General features: G+C 58.8%; 20 protein-coding genes. 7 read left to right on the top strand and 13 right to left on the bottom strand.

Annotated elements, in window-relative coordinates; translation table 11 throughout:
- Positions 1 to 96 precede the first annotated feature (96 nt).
- Positions 97 to 1122 (bottom strand): IS110 family transposase, encoded by a 1026-nt coding sequence (locus ACPPVR_RS01400; protein ID WP_426612517.1) that lies wholly within the window; start codon positions 1120 to 1122, stop codon positions 97 to 99.
- 224 nt (positions 1123 to 1346) lie between these two features.
- On the opposite strand from ACPPVR_RS01400, the gene ACPPVR_RS01395 reads away from it, so the two are divergent.
- Positions 1347 to 2906: an ISL3 family transposase gene (locus tag ACPPVR_RS01395; protein WP_426616302.1), complete on the top strand. Its 1560-nt coding sequence runs from the start codon at positions 1347 to 1349 to the stop codon at positions 2904 to 2906.
- A 469-nt stretch (positions 2907 to 3375) separates the two neighbouring features.
- Here ACPPVR_RS01395 and ACPPVR_RS01390 read toward each other — a convergent pair whose 3' ends face one another.
- From ACPPVR_RS01390 to ACPPVR_RS01380, 3 genes are all read right to left on the bottom strand, one after another.
- Positions 3376 to 3816 carry a YybH family protein gene (locus tag ACPPVR_RS01390; RefSeq protein ID WP_426612516.1) on the bottom strand — a complete coding sequence of 147 codons (441 nt, stop codon included), beginning with the start codon at positions 3814 to 3816 and terminating at the stop codon, positions 3376 to 3378.
- Between the two features lie 97 nt (positions 3817 to 3913).
- A complete protein-coding gene (locus ACPPVR_RS01385; RefSeq protein ID WP_426612515.1) occupies positions 3914 to 4606 on the bottom strand; it encodes a winged helix-turn-helix transcriptional regulator in 693 nt (230 codons plus the stop codon).
- Positions 4607 to 4992: 386 nt separating this feature from the next.
- Positions 4993 to 5895: a LysR family transcriptional regulator gene (locus tag ACPPVR_RS01380; RefSeq protein ID WP_426612514.1), complete on the bottom strand. Its 903-nt coding sequence runs from the start codon at positions 5893 to 5895 to the stop codon at positions 4993 to 4995.
- Between the two features lie 130 nt (positions 5896 to 6025).
- On the opposite strand from ACPPVR_RS01380, the gene ACPPVR_RS01375 reads away from it, so the two are divergent.
- Positions 6026 to 6526: an SgcJ/EcaC family oxidoreductase gene (locus tag ACPPVR_RS01375; RefSeq protein WP_426612513.1), complete on the top strand. Its 501-nt coding sequence runs from the start codon at positions 6026 to 6028 to the stop codon at positions 6524 to 6526.
- A gap of 43 nt (positions 6527 to 6569) precedes the next feature.
- Here the strand turns inward: ACPPVR_RS01375 and ACPPVR_RS01370 are convergent, their stop codons facing one another.
- Positions 6570 to 7556 (bottom strand): ABC transporter substrate-binding protein, encoded by a 987-nt coding sequence (locus tag ACPPVR_RS01370; RefSeq protein WP_426612512.1) that lies wholly within the window; start codon positions 7554 to 7556, stop codon positions 6570 to 6572.
- Between the two features lie 425 nt (positions 7557 to 7981).
- On the opposite strand from ACPPVR_RS01370, the gene ACPPVR_RS01365 reads away from it, so the two are divergent.
- Positions 7982 to 8824, top strand: a complete 843-nt coding sequence (locus tag ACPPVR_RS01365) for a Crp/Fnr family transcriptional regulator (protein ID WP_426612511.1) — start codon at positions 7982 to 7984, stop codon at positions 8822 to 8824.
- A 915-nt stretch (positions 8825 to 9739) separates the two neighbouring features.
- On the opposite strand, the gene ACPPVR_RS01360 is transcribed toward ACPPVR_RS01365, so the two are convergent.
- From ACPPVR_RS01360 to ACPPVR_RS01340, 5 genes are all read right to left on the bottom strand, one after another.
- Entirely contained in the window at positions 9740 to 12103 is a 2364-nt protein-coding gene (locus ACPPVR_RS01360; protein WP_426612510.1) for a PAS domain S-box protein, read from the bottom strand.
- A 375-nt stretch (positions 12104 to 12478) separates the two neighbouring features.
- The gene (locus ACPPVR_RS01355; RefSeq protein WP_426612509.1) at positions 12479 to 12877 is read right to left on the bottom strand and encodes a response regulator; all 399 of its coding nucleotides are present in this window, start codon (positions 12875 to 12877) and stop codon (positions 12479 to 12481) included.
- 264 nt (positions 12878 to 13141) lie between these two features.
- Positions 13142 to 13615 carry an SRPBCC domain-containing protein gene (locus tag ACPPVR_RS01350; protein ID WP_426612508.1) on the bottom strand — a complete coding sequence of 158 codons (474 nt, stop codon included), beginning with the start codon at positions 13613 to 13615 and terminating at the stop codon, positions 13142 to 13144.
- Between the two features lie 444 nt (positions 13616 to 14059).
- On the bottom strand, positions 14060 to 14275 hold the full coding sequence (locus tag ACPPVR_RS01345) for a hypothetical protein (protein WP_426612507.1): 216 nt from the start codon (positions 14273 to 14275) through the stop codon (positions 14060 to 14062).
- Between the two features lie 20 nt (positions 14276 to 14295).
- Complete coding sequence (locus ACPPVR_RS01340; RefSeq protein ID WP_426612506.1) at positions 14296 to 15225, bottom strand: Ku protein; 930 nt, start codon at positions 15223 to 15225, stop codon at positions 14296 to 14298.
- Positions 15226 to 15792: 567 nt separating this feature from the next.
- On the opposite strand from ACPPVR_RS01340, the gene ACPPVR_RS01335 reads away from it, so the two are divergent.
- The 3 genes from ACPPVR_RS01335 to dinB all read left to right on the top strand — a co-directional run bounded on the left by ACPPVR_RS01335 (position 15793) and on the right by dinB (position 18070).
- On the top strand, positions 15793 to 16242 hold the full coding sequence (locus tag ACPPVR_RS01335) for a hypothetical protein (RefSeq protein ID WP_426612505.1): 450 nt from the start codon (positions 15793 to 15795) through the stop codon (positions 16240 to 16242).
- A gap of 2 nt (positions 16243 to 16244) precedes the next feature.
- Positions 16245 to 16967 carry an SOS response-associated peptidase gene (locus tag ACPPVR_RS01330; protein ID WP_426612504.1) on the top strand — a complete coding sequence of 241 codons (723 nt, stop codon included), beginning with the start codon at positions 16245 to 16247 and terminating at the stop codon, positions 16965 to 16967.
- Between the two features lie 65 nt (positions 16968 to 17032).
- A complete protein-coding gene (gene dinB, locus ACPPVR_RS01325; protein ID WP_426616301.1) occupies positions 17033 to 18070 on the top strand; it encodes a DNA polymerase IV in 1038 nt (345 codons plus the stop codon).
- A gap of 447 nt (positions 18071 to 18517) precedes the next feature.
- On the opposite strand, the gene ACPPVR_RS01320 is transcribed toward dinB, so the two are convergent.
- Both ACPPVR_RS01320 and ACPPVR_RS01315 read right to left on the bottom strand, forming a co-directional pair.
- Positions 18518 to 18673: a hypothetical protein gene (locus ACPPVR_RS01320; protein WP_426612503.1), complete on the bottom strand. Its 156-nt coding sequence runs from the start codon at positions 18671 to 18673 to the stop codon at positions 18518 to 18520.
- A gap of 396 nt (positions 18674 to 19069) precedes the next feature.
- Positions 19070 to 19339: a hypothetical protein gene (locus ACPPVR_RS01315; RefSeq protein WP_426612502.1), complete on the bottom strand. Its 270-nt coding sequence runs from the start codon at positions 19337 to 19339 to the stop codon at positions 19070 to 19072.
- Between the two features lie 187 nt (positions 19340 to 19526).
- On the opposite strand from ACPPVR_RS01315, the gene ACPPVR_RS01310 reads away from it, so the two are divergent.
- Positions 19527 to 19673, top strand: a complete 147-nt coding sequence (locus ACPPVR_RS01310; protein ID WP_426612501.1) for a hypothetical protein — start codon at positions 19527 to 19529, stop codon at positions 19671 to 19673.
- Positions 19674 to 20541: 868 nt separating this feature from the next.
- Here the strand turns inward: ACPPVR_RS01310 and ACPPVR_RS01305 are convergent.
- Positions 20542 to 20742 (bottom strand): hypothetical protein, encoded by a 201-nt coding sequence (locus ACPPVR_RS01305; RefSeq protein WP_426612500.1) that lies wholly within the window; start codon positions 20740 to 20742, stop codon positions 20542 to 20544.
- Positions 20743 to 20899 lie beyond the last annotated feature (157 nt).

The raw sequence follows: 20899 nt of genomic DNA, 5'->3' as shown, positions 1-20899 counted from the left end.
AGCCGCCACCAGCCGATTGACCGAGGTCACCACGACCACCGTCCCAGCGGGACATCGCCGGCCCGGCGGACCGGGCCAGAAGCTTACAAAATAAGGTCAGGCCGGCGCGTGGCCCCAGTCGAACGACGTTCCATCGACCCAAATGCAGTGGAGGATCACTGCGATCTTGCGGGCAATGGCGACCTTTGCCTTTTTCATACCGATCCGCTTGGCGAGCTTCATGCCCCAGGCCTTTAGCGAAGACCACTTTTTGGTTCGATAAAGAAGGACAGTGGCGGCCTCGAACAAGTAAGTTCGGAGAAGCCGGTCGCCCCATCGAGATATCTTTCCGGTGGTGTCGGTTTCGCCGGATTGGCTGCGCCTCGGCGTAAGGCCTAGGTAGGCGCCGACCGTCGAAGCCGATCGGAAGCGCGAGGGGTCATCGATCGTGTGGCGGAACGTTAGGGCCGTCACGACACCGACCCCCGGGACCGTCATCAGGCGACGCGTCGTCTCGTCCAGCTTTGCCAACCGGCGGACCTCGTTGTCAAACTTACCTTGTTGTTGACAAACGTTCTCATGGATCGAGAGCAGCGGCGATATCACGCTGAGAAGCAAATGATCGACGCCCAAGAGTTCGCTGACCTGGTTGCGGAACTGTTGGCCGATCGCGCGAGGGAATAGCAATCCACATTCCTTGATCAAGCTGCGAACCTGGTTCTCGATGTCTCGGCGCATGGACACTAGCCGAGATCTGGCGACAAGGATCGCTCGGATCTTCTGGCTTTCCTCACTTTTGACTTTGACCTCTCGATACCATCCAACCCGCACCAGTTCGGCAAGGCCTCGCGCATCATTCTGATCGCTCTTGTTCATTCGGACCGACAAAGCTGCGTGCGCATGCCGAGCGTCGATGCAGACCACCGGCAGCTCAACCCTGCGGAGTTCATGCCATAGCCAACTCGCCATCGCACCGGTCTCGAAGCCGATACGCTCGGCATGAGGCGCATGTTTGCCAAGCAGGTCAGTCAAGGCACCAGGATTAGACTTGGCTTTTCCTTCGAAGATTACTTGACCAGTCTCGTTGACAACGCACACAGCGGTTTCTCTCTGTGAGACGTCCAGCCCGACGTACTGCTTCATGGGAGCTCCTTCGAATCATTTGATTGCGAGGGCTCAACGATAACGGAGGTTGTCTGCCACGAGCGCCGACCGCAATTACGTCATCGTTTGCAAATTTGACCCCTCATCGGCGTCCAAATTTTGGACGCCGATCCCCCGGCTTAGGGGGTCAATATTGGGCTCTGACTCACTTTTGATGAAGTTCAAGCGCCGGCTCGCGTTGGTTTCACAAAGGAATCAACATGATGCGGCAAGCCCTACGTCCGTCGGCCCTGGTCCCTCGCGGGTTTGACGTGGAAAGCGCCTTCTGTGACGGCACCACGACCGTGATCACCGTGCGTCCCACGAGTAGGACGAGTCTCTGTCCCGGATGCGGGGCCAGTTCTAGGCGGATCCATAGCCGATATCAGCGACGCCTTACCGATCTGCCGCTGGCGGGGCGGCAGGTTCGGCTTGTGGTCGTGGCGCGTCGCTTCCGCTGCGAAGTGGTTCTGTGCGGTCGACGTATTTTCTCCGAGCGCTTCGATGACGGCGCTGTGGCACCGTGGGCGCGGCGAACCGCGCGGCTCGATTTGGTCGTCCATCATCTTGGCCTTGCCTTGGGTGGCCGCCCAGCGGCGAGTTTTGCCCGCCGACTTATGTTGCCCGTGAGCAATGATACGTTGCTTCGGGTCGTTCGAAGGCGCGGGTGTCCGCCCTTTGCTGCACCAAGCGTTATAGGCATCGATGACTGGGCTTGGCGGCGCAACCAGCGTTACGGAACAATCGTCTGCGACCTGGAGCGGCGACGACCGATCACACTCTTACCCGACAGAGAACCTGCCACCGCGCAGGCCTGGCTCGCGGGCCAGCCGCAAATCACTGTGGTCGCGCGCGACCGCGGCGGCAGTTACGCCCTTGCTGCCGCCAAGGCACTCCCTCACGCCACCCAGGTCGCTGACCGTTGGCATCTCATGGAGAACGCCAGCCACGCTTTCCTCGATGCGGTTCGCAAATCCATGCACCGGGTCCGCGCCGCGGTCGGCTCCGCCACCATAAATCCCGACTTGCTGACCGCCGCCGAGCGCATCCAGTATGAGGGCTATCTGCGACGTGAGGACACCAACGCGGCAATCCTCAAGCAGGCTGAGGCGGGCGTCTCCATTAAGGAGATCGTGCGGCTCACCGGACATAGCCGGGGCCTTGTTCGCAGGGTGCTGCGAGGTCAGCGAACCGATGTGTTCAGAGTTCGCGAGAGCTCGCTCGAACCCCACCTACCATGGCTCGACGCGCAGTGGGCTGCTGGTCATCGTAACGGCGCCGACCTGTGGCGTTGCCTCAAGGCGCAGGGATTTAGGGGCTCGGTGCGGGTTGTTACAGAGTGGGCGACACGCCGTCGGCGCGCCGAAACGCCCAATGCTCAGAGCCTACAGCGCGTGCCGTCCGCAAGAACTATCGCCCGCTTGATGACCAATGGCCGCGATACGCTATCGAAGTCAGACACCGTCACCATCGCGGCGATCGAGCAAGGCGTTCCTCTCCTGGTAGAAGCTCGAGAAGTCATCGCCGCTTTCCATACGATGATCCGTAAGAAGGCCCACGCCGATCTTGACCCATGGCTGGAACGCGCATGCGCGAGCCTCGTCGTGTCCTTCGCCAATGGCGTCACCAAGGACAAAGCCGCCATCAGCGCTGCGATCACGACGTCTTGGTCCAACGGACAGACCGAAGGCCAGATCACCAAGCTCAAGCTCGTTAAGCGTCAAATGTACGGGCGTGCCAAGCTCGACTTGCTTCAGGCTCGCCTAATAGGGGCCGCTACATGACCACGGCTGCACCAAAGTTGCGTCAGAGCCAATATTGCAGGCCGAATGACATCGTAGCTTTTGTGTCGCTGGCAGCGATGCTCGCGAGTGACGCGGCCTCTCGCGACCGGCCGCCGCACCATCCACGAATGCGATGAGCACAGCTGGGCGAAGGACCTGCCGATCCGCATGCCCGCGAGCATGCTCTGGACGTCTCATCTCTGCGGACGAAGCCGTCGTGAAGGTTCGTGCCGCGCTGGATTCGGTGGGCGACACCTGTCCGGAACGACCGCCGGAAGGCGGTTGACGCGAGACGACCCGTCGCAGAACGATGGCGCCGAGGTCCGCTCTGGCTCTGATAACGGCAAGTTGGGGCATCTTACGCTATGTCGAAAGTAGGCCAATAGGGCGCATCCCCATCATTTATCACCTGCTACGCGTCGCGGTCAGGTTTGTGGGTGGCGACCGGATAGCTGTGACAGCCGCGACTTTATTCTTTAACAAAGATATGAGATTTTATCTTCCACTGCCCGTCGGGTTGGCGTTCAATCAGTCTCACAGTGCTGCCGGAAATTGGCGCCGCCTTCTCATTCACCACTAACGTGGCCGTGAAATGCGACGTGGTATAGGCATAGTTGCCGATGGGTAGCACCTCCACAAGCTCAAGCTTGTGATCTCTGACGCTTCTTCCCCGCCCAGCGAAGAAATCACGGATTGCGAGAGGGCCAGTGACCGGCTGCGCGCCAGGCGGCAACAATCTACCGTCAACTGCATACAATGGTAATAGAGCATCGAAATCCGCGTCGTTAATGGCGGCATCCCATTGGGCGTTCATCGACGTCAGCTTATCTGCAAGCGGATCCGCCAATGCTTGACTGGCATGGCTGACTATCAGAATAAGTGCGAATGAAGCGAGTGATATGCGAGTCATCTTTGCCTCCATTAGCTGAGATACTCAGCGCGTGAGCCTATTCGCAGCTACTGCTGGGGGAAGCGCTAGTCCAAAAAATGGACTGGAGATGGTGTTCTCAGCTGGCCAGGACTTGATCTGCGGCACGCAGGCGCCTCATGGCATATTTGCTGCGCGGGAACCAAGCCGGCATGCTCTTCACAAGATGGTTAGGACCGTCGATCTCAAGCTTGCCGAGCTCATGTGCCCGTAGCAGCGGCTGGTCGCCAATGAAAACCTGTACAAGCGTCACCATGCGCGCATAGAGGCTGATATCGACCTCGAAGCCGGGATCATTCCAGCAGAGATCGGCTTCCTTCCTCTTCACAACAAACCACCAGCGCTTCTGCCGGGCGTCCGCAATCTCGATGTACAGCACAAAGTCGCATGGAATGTGCTTCAGATCGAACGAGCGGCGCATATTCCACATGAGCCGGCCGGCGTGGAGTTCGTTGGGCGTGAGCTGGCTTCGCGCCCATTTGTGGCCCCAATAGCCCATTGCATCAATGATCGGCCAGGCTTCCCTGGCCGCCTGGGTTGGATGGTACTCCCAATGCCCAATATCGTCTGATTGGCGTGAGACTAGCCCCGCTGCTTCTAGCGTTTGCAGGCGCTTGGAGAGGAGGGTTGGCGACATCTGGGGGATGCCGCGGCGAAGCTGGTTGAAGTGGTGAGAACCTAGCAATAGCTCGCGCAGCACCAGCGGAGTCCATCGCTCCGTGAGAATTTCCGCAGCTTTGGCTACGGGGCAGAATGATCCATAGCCTTTCATGCGAGGACTCTATCATCACGAGGGTCAGCCCGGTAGTTCAGTTCGAACTAATCGTGGGCGCGCGCGACGGTAGAGATGCTCTCGGGGTGAGCGAGATTTTTGCGACAGTTCAACTGTCGCAGTTTGATGGTCTGCCACGCAGAGCGCTAATCTCTTAGGGGGCGCTTGCATCGCATCTGGGCGCAGCAGAAACGCTGCAAATGCGATTCCTGGGAATCCGCAATAGCTGCCGTGTCCCATTGGGCTGACTGCTCCTGCACTAGTCAGCTTAGGGTCACAAGCGGCGATCGGCGCTCGGCTGCTAACTTCTGGTCTACCCTCGTGAGCCGACATCCAGCGGCCCGTCTCAACAGAAAAGATGGGCCAAAACCAGATCGCCGGGTTGCTCATTTCTTCATTTCACCGCGCATCAGGACTGACTTCAGTTCGCTGAGGCAAAACTCAAAAACAGCATTGACGCGCGGTATCCTGCGAAGATCCCGGTGTGTAAGAAGGAACATTGGATAGTCTAATTCAGGAAACGGGCCAAGTACACGGACAAGATCGTCGTCCGCGGCTGCATAAGCTGCCGGCAAGGGAGCGATACCGGCGCCAGACTTGATTGCCAGATGCACACTGGGAATATTGCTGCATCGCGCCGCGACCCTTGCGTTTGGCGCGTGCATCTTCATCCACCGCGCCGCCGGTAATCTCTCAACCTCATCAACCAGTTCGACAACGCTAAAGCCTTTGATGTCGGCAGGCGTGGCCGGCCGGCCGTGGCGTTCGATAAATGAATGGCTGGCGTAAATTCCCCAGGGGACCTCGGCAATTTTTCGCCCGACCAGCGCAGGGTCGTCATCAAGGCTTCCGCCTCGGATTGCAATGTCCGCCTCGCCCTTGGAAAGATCGAGTTTGCGCTGATCCATGATCAACTCGACTGTGATGCCAGGATTTTCCAAATGAAAGGTATCAAGGAAACCAGACTTGATGATGCGCTGCCCCACCGTCACGTGGCTCGTGAGCTTGACCAGCCCAGCCGCACGCTTATCTAGCGAGGCCGATTGTCGTTGCAGCGTATCGACGGTCGTTTCAACTTTCTCTGCATGGGCCAACAGCTGTTCGCCATGGGATGTCAATCGGTATCCCCCCGCCTGTCGTTCAGCAAGCGAGCAATCGAGAGCCGCTTCGAGAGCCCTTAGACGCCGCTGGACGGTCGACTGATTCACTCCCAAGGCTTTTGCGGCCATCCCGGTGCTACCACCGCGCGCGATCGCCAGAAAATAACGAAGGTCGTTCCAATCGAACATCTGCCTATCCGCATTTTTGCTGAACCGTCGCGCAAACTCGCGGCTCCCGTGCCACCGGACCTCATGCTACACCGCATCTGCATCGGCCGAGGGCGAATTGTGCTGATATTTGCCCAACGAAGGAGCGGAAATGAAACAAATCAATGCTCTTGCCGCCCTTGCGGTCGGTTCCACGTTTGGGACAGCATCAATGTCGGGTGCACAGCAAACCGGCGGCAACGAAGATGAAACGGCCATTCGCAAAATCATTGTAGAAATGACCGAAGGTTTCAACAATCACGACGGAAAAGCTGCTGCTCGCATGTACACCCCCGACGCCCGATTTGTCAGCGTCCGGGGTGACATGATGAACGGCCAAGCCGGAATCGAAAGGGGGTTGTCGGCAATACTCTCGGGCCGGGCAAAGAACGCAACGCAGCGAACGATGGATGTCACGGTTAGGTTCATACGGCCCGATGTTGCACTCGCGAATGTCACCAACGAGCTGAGCGGTCTGGCTGCTCCGGACGGACATGTCTTGCCTTCGCAACAGGAGCTAAGTCTGCGCGTCTTCGTGAAGGACGCCGGGGCATGGCAGGTCGCAGCGTTCCACAATACGCTGGTTGCACCTTTCTCGCCTCCTCCTAGATGAGAAGTCTCTCGTCAATACGCTTTACGCCTTCGTTTCGAGCCGGTTACTCTATTACCTCGTCCGCGCGTCCCAGCAGCGTCGGCGGCATGGCTAGTCCAAGGATCTTTGCTGTCTTTAAGTTAACTGCAAGTTCAAATCGGATCGGCTGCTCCACCGGGAGGTCTCTGGCCTTAGCTCCTTTGAGGATTTTAGCAACGTATCCGGCGGATCGGCGGTACATTTCAGGAAAACTAGGACCATAGGATATCAGACCGCCATCGCGAGTGTAGACAACGGCTTCCCAGATCGAGGGCAAACGATATTGGGAGCACAGGTCGATTAGCCGCTTGCGGTTGAAGTTGAAAAATGGTGACGCCAATCCTGCGACGCCATCGACGTTTTGCCGCAAAGCCTCGGCGAATATATCAGCAAGGTTGTCGACGTCGGCTACCTGACTAACCACTATTTCGACCCGTAACCTACTCGCGCTGGACTTCGCTTGTTCCAAGCCAATGGTGGAGCCCATGGTCGGGTCATGTAACAGCATGACCTTTCTGGTACTTGGCACACCCTCCTTCAAGATTTCCAATCGCTTGCTCTCGAGATCGGTGCCAATCATAGAAAGGCCGGTGATATTTCCGCCAGGCCGCGCTAGACTTTGTACAAATCCATCACTGATCGGATCGCTCAGAATGGCGAACACAATCGGCGAACTAACTTTGGCCTCAAGCAATGCTCGCAGCGGCTGCGGTCCAGCTGTGACAATCACACTGACATTTCGTTTTGCCAAATCCACCGCGTGTTGCCGTAGCCGATCCGCATTACCTTCACCCCACAAGTAATCTACCCTGATGTTCTGGCCATCGATCAGTCCATTTTCTATCAGCCCCACTTTGAACTGCTCGATTTGACGAGGATCAAGGGACGCTGGACTAGACGCTCCGAGATAAGCGATGCGGGAGACGGGTACAGCCTTCTCCTCGGATTGTGCCGTGCGTGGCCACACGATCAACGTGCCGCCCGCGAGAGTAATGAAATCACGTCGTCTCATGCGCTAGTTCCAGGGCTTAGGGGGCCACGTTAGTCGCTCTTGCAACCTCGCGAAAGGACGAAGGCCGCAACGGGTCAAGGGCGTCGGCCGGGCCAAGAAACGGCGGCTTCCGGTCTATCCGGACATGCCGACCTTCTCAGAGGTGCGTCGAACTTCGCATCTGGGCTGTGTCGCGCTCAATCGGCTCGCTTGAAGGCGGCCTCCACCGAAAGGTCTGCTAAGGGCAAATCGCGTTGGGGTGGCGCTCAGGGAAAACTTCTAGTCCGCTCCAATTAGCGGACATGAAGCTGCACGCGTCAACGGAAGCGATGGGCCACTTTCGGACTCATGCGTCGCAACAAAAAGCGCCTTCAATATCGCCCCTCCAATCAGCAATATCCGGGATATATTCGGGGGATACTGACCGCGTTGTGAGAGATGATCCAATGGAGCCCATCAGTGCAGATCTTTCCACGATACTGAACCGCATCCTTGATACGGCGGCAGATAATCTCAGGATTGCAAAGATTCTCGTTCAAATGGGGCTTGATCCCAACAACATCACCTACGACGCACTGTTTGATCGGCTGCTGGAAATTGTGTTGGCCAACATCACACTCGCCAACATGTTTGCCTTGGTCGGCGCAATCTTCTTTGTCGCTACCTTGCTGATGCAGAGAATGGTGCCGCTGCGGGTCACGAATATGGTCGGCTGTGCATTCTTCGCAACCTCTGGCGCGCTTTCCGGAAGCGTCGCCACCTTTCTGCTTTATCTACTGTTGCTACCGGTCAATGCCGTTCGTCTCCGTCAACTGCTCAGGCTTGTTGAGAAGGCACGTAACGCGATGCAAGGCGACATGTCGATGGAATGGCTCAAACCGTTCATGATCGAACGCAGATATCGCCGTGGCGACCGATTGTTTAGGAAGGGTGATGCGGCGGCCGAAATGTTTCTCACCGTCACCGGCAAGTTTCTCGTCAAAGAAATCGGCGTCGAGCTTCCGCCAGGGCGGCTCATGGGAGAACTTGGCTTTCTTGCGCCCGATAAGCGACGAACCGGAACGGTCGAGTGCATAGAAGACGGACAAGTCCTGACTATAACTTATGAAAGGTTGCTTGAAATCTACTTTCAAAGTAATCAGCAATTCGGCTACTACATCCTCCGCCTCACCAGTCAGCGTCTGCTGGAAAACAACCAGCGCCTCCAGGAAAACATCTCACGGCTGGAAGCAACTCTCGCGCAAGAGAAAGCGGCGCGACAGACTCCAGCCGCGGATGGCACGGCTTGAAACTTGGCTCTTGATTGCTCGACTATTGGTGACAGAACTGTCCGACCCGGTGAAGGTCTCGCGACGCAACGACGTCCGCTCGGGGGCATTCGAGTCGGTTTGGCGCTCGGATGCAAGCTTCCGAGCTACCCTGTGAGCCGACATATAGCTGCACCACGGCAACGGAAGCGATGTGCCAACAGGCGACTTGGCCAATGACATTTACGCTGCGTTGGAGCATCATCCCGCCCCTGCGCGATCAAAGTAGGGGTTGGGGCCAATCAGAAAAGGGACCGGCGGGACGACACGTAAGCTCCCAATGGGTGTTATCGCCGACGTTCTCGTGAATCCAATCGATTTCGACGCTCTTGGTAAGCCGATCAATCCGGCCGGAAACGTTCGGCCCCCCATTCGCGTACTGACTGCTGAATCCGACCAGCAAGGGGGTGACTTTCGTGATCGGTACGACGTTATCGAGGAACGACACCGTTTGATCGTCCCCGCTCACAATGATGCTGAGATTGGTGACGGGCGCGAACTCCAACTCTGCTCCGGATGTAACCGCTAACCTACTCGTTCCTGCAACGCAAAGTCTTCTTCGAGCTTTGCTACTGCGGACTGCAACAAGGAAAGCAACGGAACCAAACACATTAACCTCATCGACGACAGACCCTCGTTGCTGTGTCAGATGTTATCTTCACCGGTTGAGATCATAGCTGCCGAGACCTCCAGCGCAAACCCGGCTTTGGGTCAAAATGCGTAGAACTCAGCCTGAGCAAATCTGGTCCGCCGTGCCTCAATAAGCGGACCACTGTCAAGGGTGCAGCGACTTCGCCGGCCAACAGAGGCTGACCCCAGCAGAATCAGCGCGGACCTCGAACGATCATGTGGGGTCAACGTTAAAACCCATATTTCACACAGTGAGACTCCATCTATTCAGTGACGCTTCTTCATCGCGTGTTCCAAACCCTGGCGAAGAGACGCCGGTGTGTAGGGCTTCGCGATGAATATCGCGCCCAATCGCGCGGCTTCAGATTTCACTCCGCTGTCACCTGTCGCGAGAACTAGGCAAAGATCGGGCCGGCGCGCGTAGACGTCCCTTGCGAGCTGCAGACCGGAAACTCCAGGGAGGCCGACATCCGTGAGTAAGATGTCTACGGGCTGCTCATCCAGGATCTTCAGGGCCTCTTGAGCCGTGCTGGCCTTTGTTACCTTGCATCCGAAATCGCACAGCATCTCCGTCGTCGTCAGGCGGATGAGGTCGTCGTCTTCGACGAGCAACACGGTCGCGTCCTTGAAAGTCTTTTCGTTGGCCGAGTGTTGCGATCCCTGAGCGACGCGCCTTTGAGCTTGATTGGCCAACACGTGTCTGATTTTCCGAGCGAGTGACTCGCGCGTGTAAGGCTTGGCCAGGAGCTCCACTCCGGGATCAAGCCGCCCGCCGTGCACGATGGCGTTCTGAGTATAGCCGGATGTGAAAAGCACGGCGACGTTGGGCAAACGTTCCTTGGCTTTTCGCGCCAAGTCCGGGCTGCGCAGGCTGCCCGGCATCATGACGTCGGTGAAGATAAGGTCTATCGGAATGCCGCTGTCGACGACGACGAGAGCGCTCGCCGCATCTCGCGCCTTGACCACGCGGTACCCTAGCTCGGTGAGCATCGATACCGCGACTTCGCGAACCTCGTCGTCATCCTCAACCACGAGGATGGTTTCCTCTCCGCCTTTAATCTCGTCGGACGTAGCCCCGACCAAAGTGTCTTCGCTGGCCACCTCTCGCGGGAAGTACAGCTTCACGGTGGTTCCGGCACCTACTTCGCTGTAGATTTTGATGTGTCCGCCGGACTGCTTGAGGAAGCCGTAAACCATGGCGAGGCCCAGTCCGGTGCCCTTGTCCTCCGCCTTGGTTGTGAAAAATGGCTCATAGACCCGTTCGAGGATGTCCGGCGGAATGCCGGTGCCCGTGTCGGTGACCGCGATCATCACGTATTGTCCCGCAGACAATTCATCCTGCTGCCGGACATATTCGTCGTCCAGGAAGGCGTTGCTTGCTTCAATCGTCAGCCGGCCTTCGCCGTTCATCGCGTCGCGAGCGTTGATCGCGAGGTTCAAAACCGCATTCTCCAGTTGATCCGGGTCGACGAGACTATTCCATAGCCCACCCGCCACTACCGTCTCGACTTCGGTCTCCCCACCCAAGGCGCGACGAAGCATCTCATCCATGCCTCTGAGCAGACGGCCGGCGTTCACCACTTTTGGCTCCAGCGGCTGTCGCCTCGCGAAGGCAAGCAATTGCGAGGCAAGTTTTGAACCGCGGGCAACACCCGCGAGGGCGCTTTGGACCCGCATTTCGGCCCGGGCATTGCCTGCGATATCTTTGCTCAGCAGTTGCAGATTTCCACTGATGACCTGCAGCAAGTTGTTGAAGTCGTGGGCGACGCCGCCGGTGAGTTGCCCGATCGCCTCCAGCTTCTGCGAACGGATCATTGTCGTTTGTGCCGCCTGGAGTGCGGCTTCCGCCTCGCGGCGTTCGGTGATGTCCCGTGTCACCTTGGCGAAGCCGAGGAGATTGCCGGCGTCATCCCGGATGGCGTCGATCACGACGTGTGCCCAGAACACAGTGCCGTCCTTTCGGACCCGTTGACCTTCGTGCTCCCAGCGTCCGTTTCGGGTTGCCGTCTCCAGGCCGATACGCGGAAGCTCGACGGCACGGTCGGCTTCCGTGTAGAAGTCGGAGAAGTGCCGGCCAATGATCTCTTCAGGGGCATAGCCTTTGATGTGCTGCGCACCGGCATTCCAGCTTGCCACGTGACCGCCGGCATCCAGCATATAGATGGCATAGTCGGTAACGCTTTGAACTAGCAATCGGAACTGTTCTTCGCTTTCGCGAAGTTTCGTCTCGGCGGCTTTTCGCTCGGTCAAGTCGCGGGTGATTTTGGCGAAGCCGACGAGGTCCCCCTCAGGCGAGCGGATCGCGTCTATGACAACATGGGCCCAGAAGTGCGTGCCGTCTTTGCGGACGCGCCAGCCTTCGCGCTCGAAGCGACCGGTGCGCTCGGCCTCCGCCAGCGCCTGTGCAGGGACATTCTGCGACCGCTCAGCGTCGGTATAAAAGGTCGAGAAATGGCGACCGATAATCTCATGCGCCTCATAGCCCTTGAAGCGCCTGGCGCCAGGGTTCCAACTGGTCACGCGACCCTCGCGATCCAACATGTAGATCGCGTAATCGGTGATCGCCTCGACGAGGAGCTGGTAGCGGCCGTCGCTGGCTTGTGCGGCTTCGAAGCGGTTTGAGGTGTCCATACGAATCCTATCCCGCCCCAGTGTGGGTTGGGACACAGTCTACTGAAACACGGCTCAATCGATTCGGTTCCATTGAACCGCGGCGCCACTATCGAGAGCCGGACTGAACAGTGCGGAGCGGCCCTCAGCCGTCCCTGACAGTCGGGCCACATTACCAGGCGCTCGACCGATTTACCGCCAGTTACCGCAAAACGATCGAACCCCACCATCAGGCCTGCGATGTGCCCGCGGACACCAGCTCACTATCACCGTTGAATGTCCGCTTCGGTTCAAAGGCTGCCCCTGGGCAGCTCGCATCGCTTGCCGGCTCATCTACCGAGAGCAGACGACACTGCGCACCGAGCTAAGGTCAGTCACGGGCCAAGAGGCGACAGCCTATGGCGCGTTGCCGGTTGGCGTACCAGCATTCAATAGTTGGGAAACGGCGGTCACAAGCTGAGCAGGAGCGAACGGTTTTGTGAGAAGCACGCTATTCGGCACGCCCTTCGATGACCAATCTTCGGCCGCTTTGCCCGTCATGTAGATTATTGGCAGCGCGGGATCGATCTCTCGCGCCAAGCGGGCAACGTCCCACCCCTCCATTTTGCCGGACAGATGTATGTCGCTGACAACTGCGCGAAACGTCTTGTGGTTTAGGGCGGCTACCGCTTCCTCGCCTGATGCAAAAATGCTGACTTCAAACCCGCCTTCCGTCAGAGCCTCCTCGACGATGCCCTGAATTAACTGATCATCCTCGACGAGCAATATCGTCGGAAGTGCCTGCACTTGTTCCACAGCATTTTCCACCCTGCCTGATCGTCAAGCAATATTGACGTCGGGATGTGAAGTCCGTTGAACGGAATGTGTTCCGATAAATCGTTGCATCAGGACCAAGCCGCTCGACAGCGTCCATCAAACCAAGGCAGTTCCACTCTGGGTCGCAAGTGGCGGTCGAGGCAAATTGGGCTCGACGTCCGGTTTTGCGGCGAGAGCAGACATGATCTTGGCTCAAGCATTCTTCGGCTGAGGGCTAGACCGAGACATGCTCCAGACAGCGGCTCAACGACCGCAAACGATTTCCACAAACCCCGCCAGGTTTTCAAGAGAGGATGCCATCCCTAATTCATGATCGGCTCTGCTTATGCCTTGCGGCACGTTCTCTGCGACGACGCTCACAAGCGTCTTTTCGCCCCACGGGTGAAGAAACCAGCTCATTATCATAGTGCCCGCAAATTCAGGTCGGTCGGACACAAAATCGATAGCTTGAACAATGCTTCCATCCGGCACAAGCCTGAGGAACCGCCCTGATACGACGTCCGTCCGAGACGACGATTTTCCGATATCATTGTTGAACGACAAGACAATTTTAAAGCATCCCCCCTCCCGCGCTTCGAACTTTTCAACGTTCGCCACAGCGCCTGCAGGCGCAATCCACCGCATCAGTTTTTCCGATTGAATGCATGCATCGTAGATGCAAGCCGAATTGGCGGAGATCAGGCGCGAGGATGCGTGTGTCCGGTCGGTGTCGTTCATGGCCGCTCCCTGCTTGAACGCCTCAAGTCATCCTATCCATCCAAGACGGTTCAAACGGTCGCATCCCGACAAGCCGATCTTGATTTCTATTTTGAGGGTAGCGGCCAACCAGATATGGAACTCCATTTGCGCAAATTAGCCCGCCATGCCTCAGCGGACCTCAACGGTGCACTGCTACTTCGCCGATGGGCCGAAGCCGTCCATCCCGCTCAAGGTAGGAGACATCCGCTTGGCGTTAATGGATCGACGTTTACCCTGTGGTTTGGACATGGTCACGGCAACCACGTCGGGATCGTCCGTTCCTTGGCGAAATCCTGATGGAAGAGATCGTACCCGCGCCCCTGCTCCACCACCGCCTTCATGGACGGCGGGCGATTCGCGAGATCGTAGAATCCCAGCGAGGTCTGGAAGATCCCTTGCCAAGTCGCGCCCGCTCGCGGCTAGTCAGCGCCGCCGGGCGACCCACATTCCGAGCACGAACGCGACGGCGAGCGATTGCAGCGGGGCTTTGAGGGTCACCTTGCGGAGGCGATCCGCCCAAACGAGGGCGGCATCCTGCGAGGGCGACTGGGCCGGCCGCCGGCGCGCATCAGCCGTCTGCTCTAGCCCGTTCGTCAGCCCGGACGCTTCGGTCATCGCGGAGGTTTCGTTCATTTCCATGCGGATCTCCTGCTTCGGCGTCAGGCCGACTTTCGCCGCGTCCCTGCTGCTGGCTTCTTCGCGGCGGTCTCCTTGGCGGTCTTCTTGCCGGCGATCGGCATTAGCATTTCCTTCTGGCCAGCTGCCGCCTTTTTCGCCTTCGTTGCCGGCTTCTTGGAAGACTTGGTCTCGGCCGCAGCGCCGCCCACGCTTCGGCGGAGCGCTTCCATCAGATCGACGACATTCTCGCCTTTCGGCCGGTCCTTCGCCACGATCGGCTTGCCGGCGCGCTTCTGGTTGATGAGATCGACCAGGGCGGTTTCGTACTGGTCCTCGAACTTGTCGGGTTCGAAATTGCCGGCCTTCTGCTCGACGATATGCCGGGCGAGATCGAGCATGTCCTTGGTGACTTTGACGTCCTCGATCTCGTCGAAATATTCGGCCGGATCGCGGACTTCGTACGGGTAGCGCAGCAGCGACCCCATAAGGCCCTTGTCGAGCGGCTCCAGCGCGATGATGTGCTCTCGGTTGGTCAGCACCACGCGCCCGATCGCGACCTTGTCCATCTCGCGGATCGTCTCGCGGATCACCGCGAAAGCATCGTGGCCAACCTTGCCATCAGGTCTGAGGTAATAGGGGCGGATTAGGTAGCGCGGATCGATGTCGGTCTTGTCGACAAACTCGTCGATCTCGATAGTCCGGGTCGATTCCAGGGCGACGTTCTCGAGCTCTTCCTTGGTCACCTCGATGAACGTGTCGGTGTCCACCTTGTAGCCCTTGACGATGTCCTCGTTGGGCACCTCGTCGCCCGTGTCGGCGTCGACCTTGAGGTACTTGATGCGGTGGCCAGTCTGCCGGTTGAGCTGGTTAAACGAGATCTTTTCGCTCTCCGAGGTCGCCGGGTACAGCGCCACCGGGCACGTGACGAGCGAGAGTCGCAGGAAACCTTTCCAGTTCGCTCGCGGGGCCATGATTACGCAAAACTCCGATTGGGGGCGGCTCGGATTCAAGACGACCGTCGGTCCATGGTTCCGACAGTTAGTAGGAGCGCCCGGAGGATATTTTTTTGACCGCTATCGACTCTTGCGTTCTTGTTATGTTCTATTGAGACGATGACGGACCGACCCGCGAGCTGGCGCATGCCGACCCCTAAGCAAATGGAAAAGATGGCCGCTGTCGTCGGCAGAAACATACCGCAGAAGTCCGGATTGGCTCCGAACGATGATCTACCAGCGGAATACTGGCAGGCGCTATTAGACGACCCACCCGCCGAGGCGAGGCCCGCCTCCCCCGGAGCGGCGCTGCAGCTAAGCCAAATACCTCAACACATTCTGCGGGTGGGATGCCGCCGCTGCGCCAGAGTCGTCGAGATTCCGAAGGTCGACGCCGCGCGCCTGTATGGAGCAGACGCGATTTGGCGAGAGGTAGGCCAGCGTCTTTTGGATAACACTTGCATGCAGCGCACCGGCCGCCATGAGGAAGACGGTTGCTGGCCATCGTTCGAGTAGCGCCCCGCCAACGTCTCACGATGGATTTGGATGGCACCGAAACATCACCCCACGCCCCTTTCCGGAGGGCTCCGAAGCGCGCTCAACAAGGAGCTAGTCATGGCGCGCGCGATGACGACCATCCTTGCCACGCAATCGGCCGAGGCCCGCGCCAAGGGCGAGGCACTCATCCGTCAGGCCGACAAGCTCCTCTGCGAGTCCTGGAACGAGCGCATGTGGGCTGACGGCGGCCCGATCGATCCGTCGCCCACGATCGACCAAGCGATCAACGGCGGCTATTCTTGGCTTGAAATCGAATGCTCGCGATGCAAGACCCGACGGGACGTCGACCTCGCCGCACTGCGACACCCTCCTACTACATACGCCCATGACCTGGCCGGCCGGCTCCGCTGCAGCAAGTTCGCAAAAGCAAATCGGCGCCCGGCAGCGACCCTACTTCAACTCGCACCGCGCCGCAGTCACGCCGATCCGGAGTCCTGAGGATGTGCAATCTCTATTCGATCACGACCAACCAGGCGGCGATCAGCGAGCTTTTCCGTGTGGTCAACCGGTACGTCGGCAACCTCGCGCCGATGCCCGGCGTCTTCCCCGACTACAAGGCGCCGATCGTCCGGACCGGCACGGAGGGCCGCGAGCTCGCAACGGCGCGTTGGGGCATGCCGTCATCGCAGCACGCCCTCATGGAGGCGACCAAGAAGCGTGCCGCGAAGCTCGAGGCCAAGGGCAAGCCGGTCGACTTCAAAGAATTGCTCCGGATGGAGCCCGACGGCGGCACCACCAACATCCGCAACGTGAAGTCAAAACATTGGACACGCTGGCTGGGTGAGCACCGCTGCGTCGTGCCGTTCAACTCGTTCAGCGAGTTTAACAAGACCGAGGGCGGCGACATCTGGTTTGCGCTCGACAAGTCCCGCCCTCTCACCTGCTTCGCCGGCATCTGGACGAACTGGACGTCTGTCAGGAAAGTCAAAGAGGGCGAGACCACCAATGATCTCTTTGCGTTCCTGACGACGGAGCCGAACGGCGAGGTCGGCGCCGTCCACCCGAAGGCGATGCCCGTTATCCTGACGACGGCCGACGAAGTCGAGACCTGGCTGATCGCGCCTCGGGAAGAGGCGCTCAAGCTTCAGCGGCCCCTGCCGGACGGGTCGCTCCGGATCGTCGCCCGAGGCGTCAAGGAAGACCCCACCGGACCGACGACGTGATCGACGAGGACGATGCCAGAGAGGCCGAGCCCCCCTCCCGCCAGCGAAAGATCATTCACGTCGACATGGATGCCTTCTACGCATCGGTCGAGCAGCGAGACAATCCGGATCTCCGCGGCAGACCGGTCGCTGTCGGCGGATCCCGCGAACGGGGCGTCGTGGCTGCGGCAAGCTACGAGGCCCGTGCGTTCGGTGTGAGGTCGGCCATGCCGTCGGTGACGGCCAAGCGACAATGTCCGGACCTGATCTTCGTGAAGCCGCGCTTCGAGGTCTATAAGGCGGTCTCACAGCAGATCCGGGAGATCTTCGCCGAGCACACGCCGATCATCGAACCGCTATCGCTCGACGAGGCCTATCTCGACGTGACCGAGAACATTCAGAACATTCCGCTCGCGCGCGATATCGCCCTCGCGATTCGCCTCAAGATCAAGGAAGTGACCGGCCTGAACGCATCTGCCGGGATCTCCTACAACAAGTTTCTCGCGAAGCTCGCCTCCGACCACCGCAAACCGAACGGCCAGTACATTATCACTCCCGAGATGGGGTCCGCATTCGTCGAAGCGCTGCACGTTGGCAAATTCCACGGCATCGGGCCGGCGACGAGCGCGAAGATGAACTCGCTCGGCCTCCACACCGGTCTCGACATGCGCAATCAGACGCTCGAGTTCATGCAGGCCAATTTCGGCAGGGCCGGCGCCTACTACTACTGGATATCGAGGGGCGTCGACAATCGCGAGGTCCGCGCGAACCGGATCAGGAAGTCGATCGGCGCCGAGAACACGTTCTCCAGCGACCTCACCGCCTTCGAACCTATGGTCGCCGAACTGCAGCCACTGATCGACAAGGTCTGGCGTCACTGCGAGGAGAAGGGGTCACGGGGCAGGACCGTGACGCTGAAGGTCAAGTTCAACGACTTCGAAATCATCACCCGCAGCAGATCGGTCGCCGGATCGGTATCGAGCCGCGACGATCTCGAACGATTGTCGGTCGCCCTGCTGCAGAACGAAGTGCCCTTCCCAAAGCCGGTGCGTCTCCTGGGCGTGTCGCTGTCCTCGCTGCAAGGTGAGAGCGAGGAAGATGAGCAACTCGGCCTGCCAATCTGAGAGCGTCTTCGTCGCTGTGACGGGGGTCCGAACTCGCCAGTTGCAGCGCGCGCGGCGTTAGTGCGGCCTTTCAGGCTGCTGATTCTCGGGCCTGACAGTCATGTTGCTGTCCGGCATTTTGTCTCGGCCCTGATCGCCCGTGTCGTCTTTCCCGCCAGAAGTCGAGGTACCACTTCCGCTGCGCGAGCTAGGGGATACGCCTGTCGTGCCGCGCGGATCTCTGCTCGGCGTCGTTGAGCTGGCCGCGGGATCACCATTGACCGCCCCTCGTCCACTCGGCGAGCCGGCCTGCTGCGCCGCGGCGCTGACAGTCGATAAAGCAAACGCCGCAACAGCTACCGCCAATAATTTGTTCATTCTCAGCTTCCGCGCTTTGGATGGTTTTCCTAGCCCCCGGATTAATGGGTCCGAGGCAGGGTGTGTTCCTATCGAAGAACGGAGCGCTCCTTAGTGCGTATTAGTCTTCTGCCAATTTTCGAGGTCGATGTCGGCCTCGTTGCGTTGCTCTTGTTCCGGATTCCCCTTCCAAGGCTTGTCCGTTTGCTTGTGCGTCTGCTGGTCGGCCCGTTGCCGGGGATCGTCTTTGGGTGTTTCTTTGCTCATGTTCTCTCCAGGGTGTCGAAGGTAAAACCTTTAAGCTCACGAGCGTTCCTCCAGTCGGAACTTATCAGCTTAGGCCCACTTGAATCCCGGTTCTGTGGCGTGGAGTTGCTTATGCGTCAGTCGCGATGGACCCATCGCTTGTCCCGGCCGATGAGCCGACCGTCTACCTCGTGGCGGAGGATTTTGGCCGGCGGGGCGCGCCTGGCGCGAAGCCGACGTCGAGACCGCGGACCTCGAAACGGTCATTCAAGATCTGATGGCCGGCGAGTACCGTCGGCCGATCAAAGTCATTGCCTTCAACACGGCAGAGCATTGGTCCCAAGACGTCTCTGAGGATGTGGCCCGCGAAATCCAACATCGCTGCAATCTGCAACTGAGCGACGTTCCTTCCCACCTTCAGGAGTTCGTCGACAGCCACGCGGCGCAGGATTTGCGCCAGTTCAGCTTGCGTCTGGTGTAGACGCAGGATCGTGCCGCCGCTCCGAAATGCTCGGCAAGCATCCAAGTAATCTCTTCGTCATCGTGCCCACAAACTGTGAGCGTCTTCGCCAGGCTCGCCGGGGCGATGGAGGGCAGCTGCGGCTTATCGTTGATGTGCTCGAGGGTCTTGAGCGTGCCGGCGAGCAAGAGCGAGTCTGCAGGGCCTTTAATCTCGTCAAAGCCCATCTCGAGCCGGGCTTCGTTGGGGGGTGAGCAGGGTACCGGCGACCGCACCCTGCATCCGCTTGTAGAGCTCGCTCCCGCCGAGCTTCCAAGACCGGGACGCTGTCGGAGTTGCCCGCGCCCGCGATAACTTCAAGCGTGACTTCAGGGCGAAGCACAACACTATCAGTCAGAAACAGAAAGCCGAGTAATGGTCGACAAGAAAAGCGACGGCATCTTCATCAACACGAGCCGCCGGCCCAAGCTGAGGCAGATGCTGCAGTGGCTTATGGAGAGGCACGGCCGCACGTCATTTGCCGACGTCGCCTACCCAGCCATCTGGCGATCGTACGAGTGAGCTAATCGGCTTCAGGTACTGCCTCAAAATGAGTTCCGACTAACCTTTGTTATGGTGGGAACCGGGCGATTGGGAAAAACTGGCAATACCGGGGAGGCCAAAATAATTTCATTTCGAAAATTTTAAAACCCGGAAGGGGCTGCTGGCGAAAGTCGGCAGCCCTATTTCTTCGGAACGATGCCGTTTTTCCGGAGTTTTATAATAGCCACGCGACCCCTCGTGGGGCAATCTCCAAGGGCCTCAGTCTTTCCCCGGGACTGGGGCCTTCGGTGTGTCTAGCTGAAGAGTGCGCAGTCTAGCGCGTATGCGCCGGCCCATGCGGCATCCGCCTCGTCCACTCCCAGGTCATCCCCATCTCGCCTTCGCCGCAGCCTGCATCTCGGGCTTCTTTGCGTTGCCTTGCCGGTGGCGTGCAGCTTCAGTTTGCTGAGATGGATCGCCGACCACGGCAGCCCCGCCAACTCGCAGGCGAGTACGGCAGCTCCGAGCATGGGGAAGAGCACCTTGAGCTGCTGAATTGTCCGGAAAATGGCTCTTCGATACTGACGCCGACACAGTCCGGTCCTGCAAATCGCTGGACGACCCCGTGAACTCCAACCGGGCGGCTGCCGATGTTACCTTCAAACCGAAGTGCCTGGGCATCGAGACCTCCATCTAGGTACACCCGACTTACGCCGAGGGTTTTCCGAGATCCAAGCCGAGCACAAATTTTTTGCTCAATCAAAGCGCTTTGATGGGTTTACCCACAACGTCCAGAGGAAGCTTCCGCGTGGCTTTGCGGATAAACGATTTAACATCGTCCAAGAGTTTGGCTGGCACGCGAAGAGGGACGGTACCCGAGCTAAAGACATCCCTCGCCTGGACGTTCCTAAGTAGGTGACTGCAAGCCTGGAGACTTCGCCCAATCGTCGAGGTGACAAGCGACATCGGCTTGCCGCGCTTTCTTGATAAGCGCTTCACGCTCGGGTCCGGTAGGAAGAGCATCCGCCTGCTCCTTAACTTCCTTGGACCAAGCAGCGAGACGATCTTGAAGGGTGAGCTGTTGTTTGAAACGACGCCGCTTCTGCATGGCGCACTCCTTTGCGTTAACGAAGAGCGGGATCGCAACTAGGTTCTCGTCACCGAATAGTGGCCGCGGTCCGCGCGCTTGATCACTAAAGGTAACCGTTGCTAGCTCGGTGCAGCCATAACAAAAGTTAGAAATGCCTTACTATTTCAATCGGTTA

The sequence above is a fragment of the Bradyrhizobium sp. McL0616 genome, assembly GCF_049993385.1.
Lineage (GTDB): Bacteria > Pseudomonadota > Alphaproteobacteria > Rhizobiales > Xanthobacteraceae > Bradyrhizobium.
Note: the sequence above shows the minus strand (reverse complement) of the source record. Positions and strands in the feature narration are given on the sequence as shown.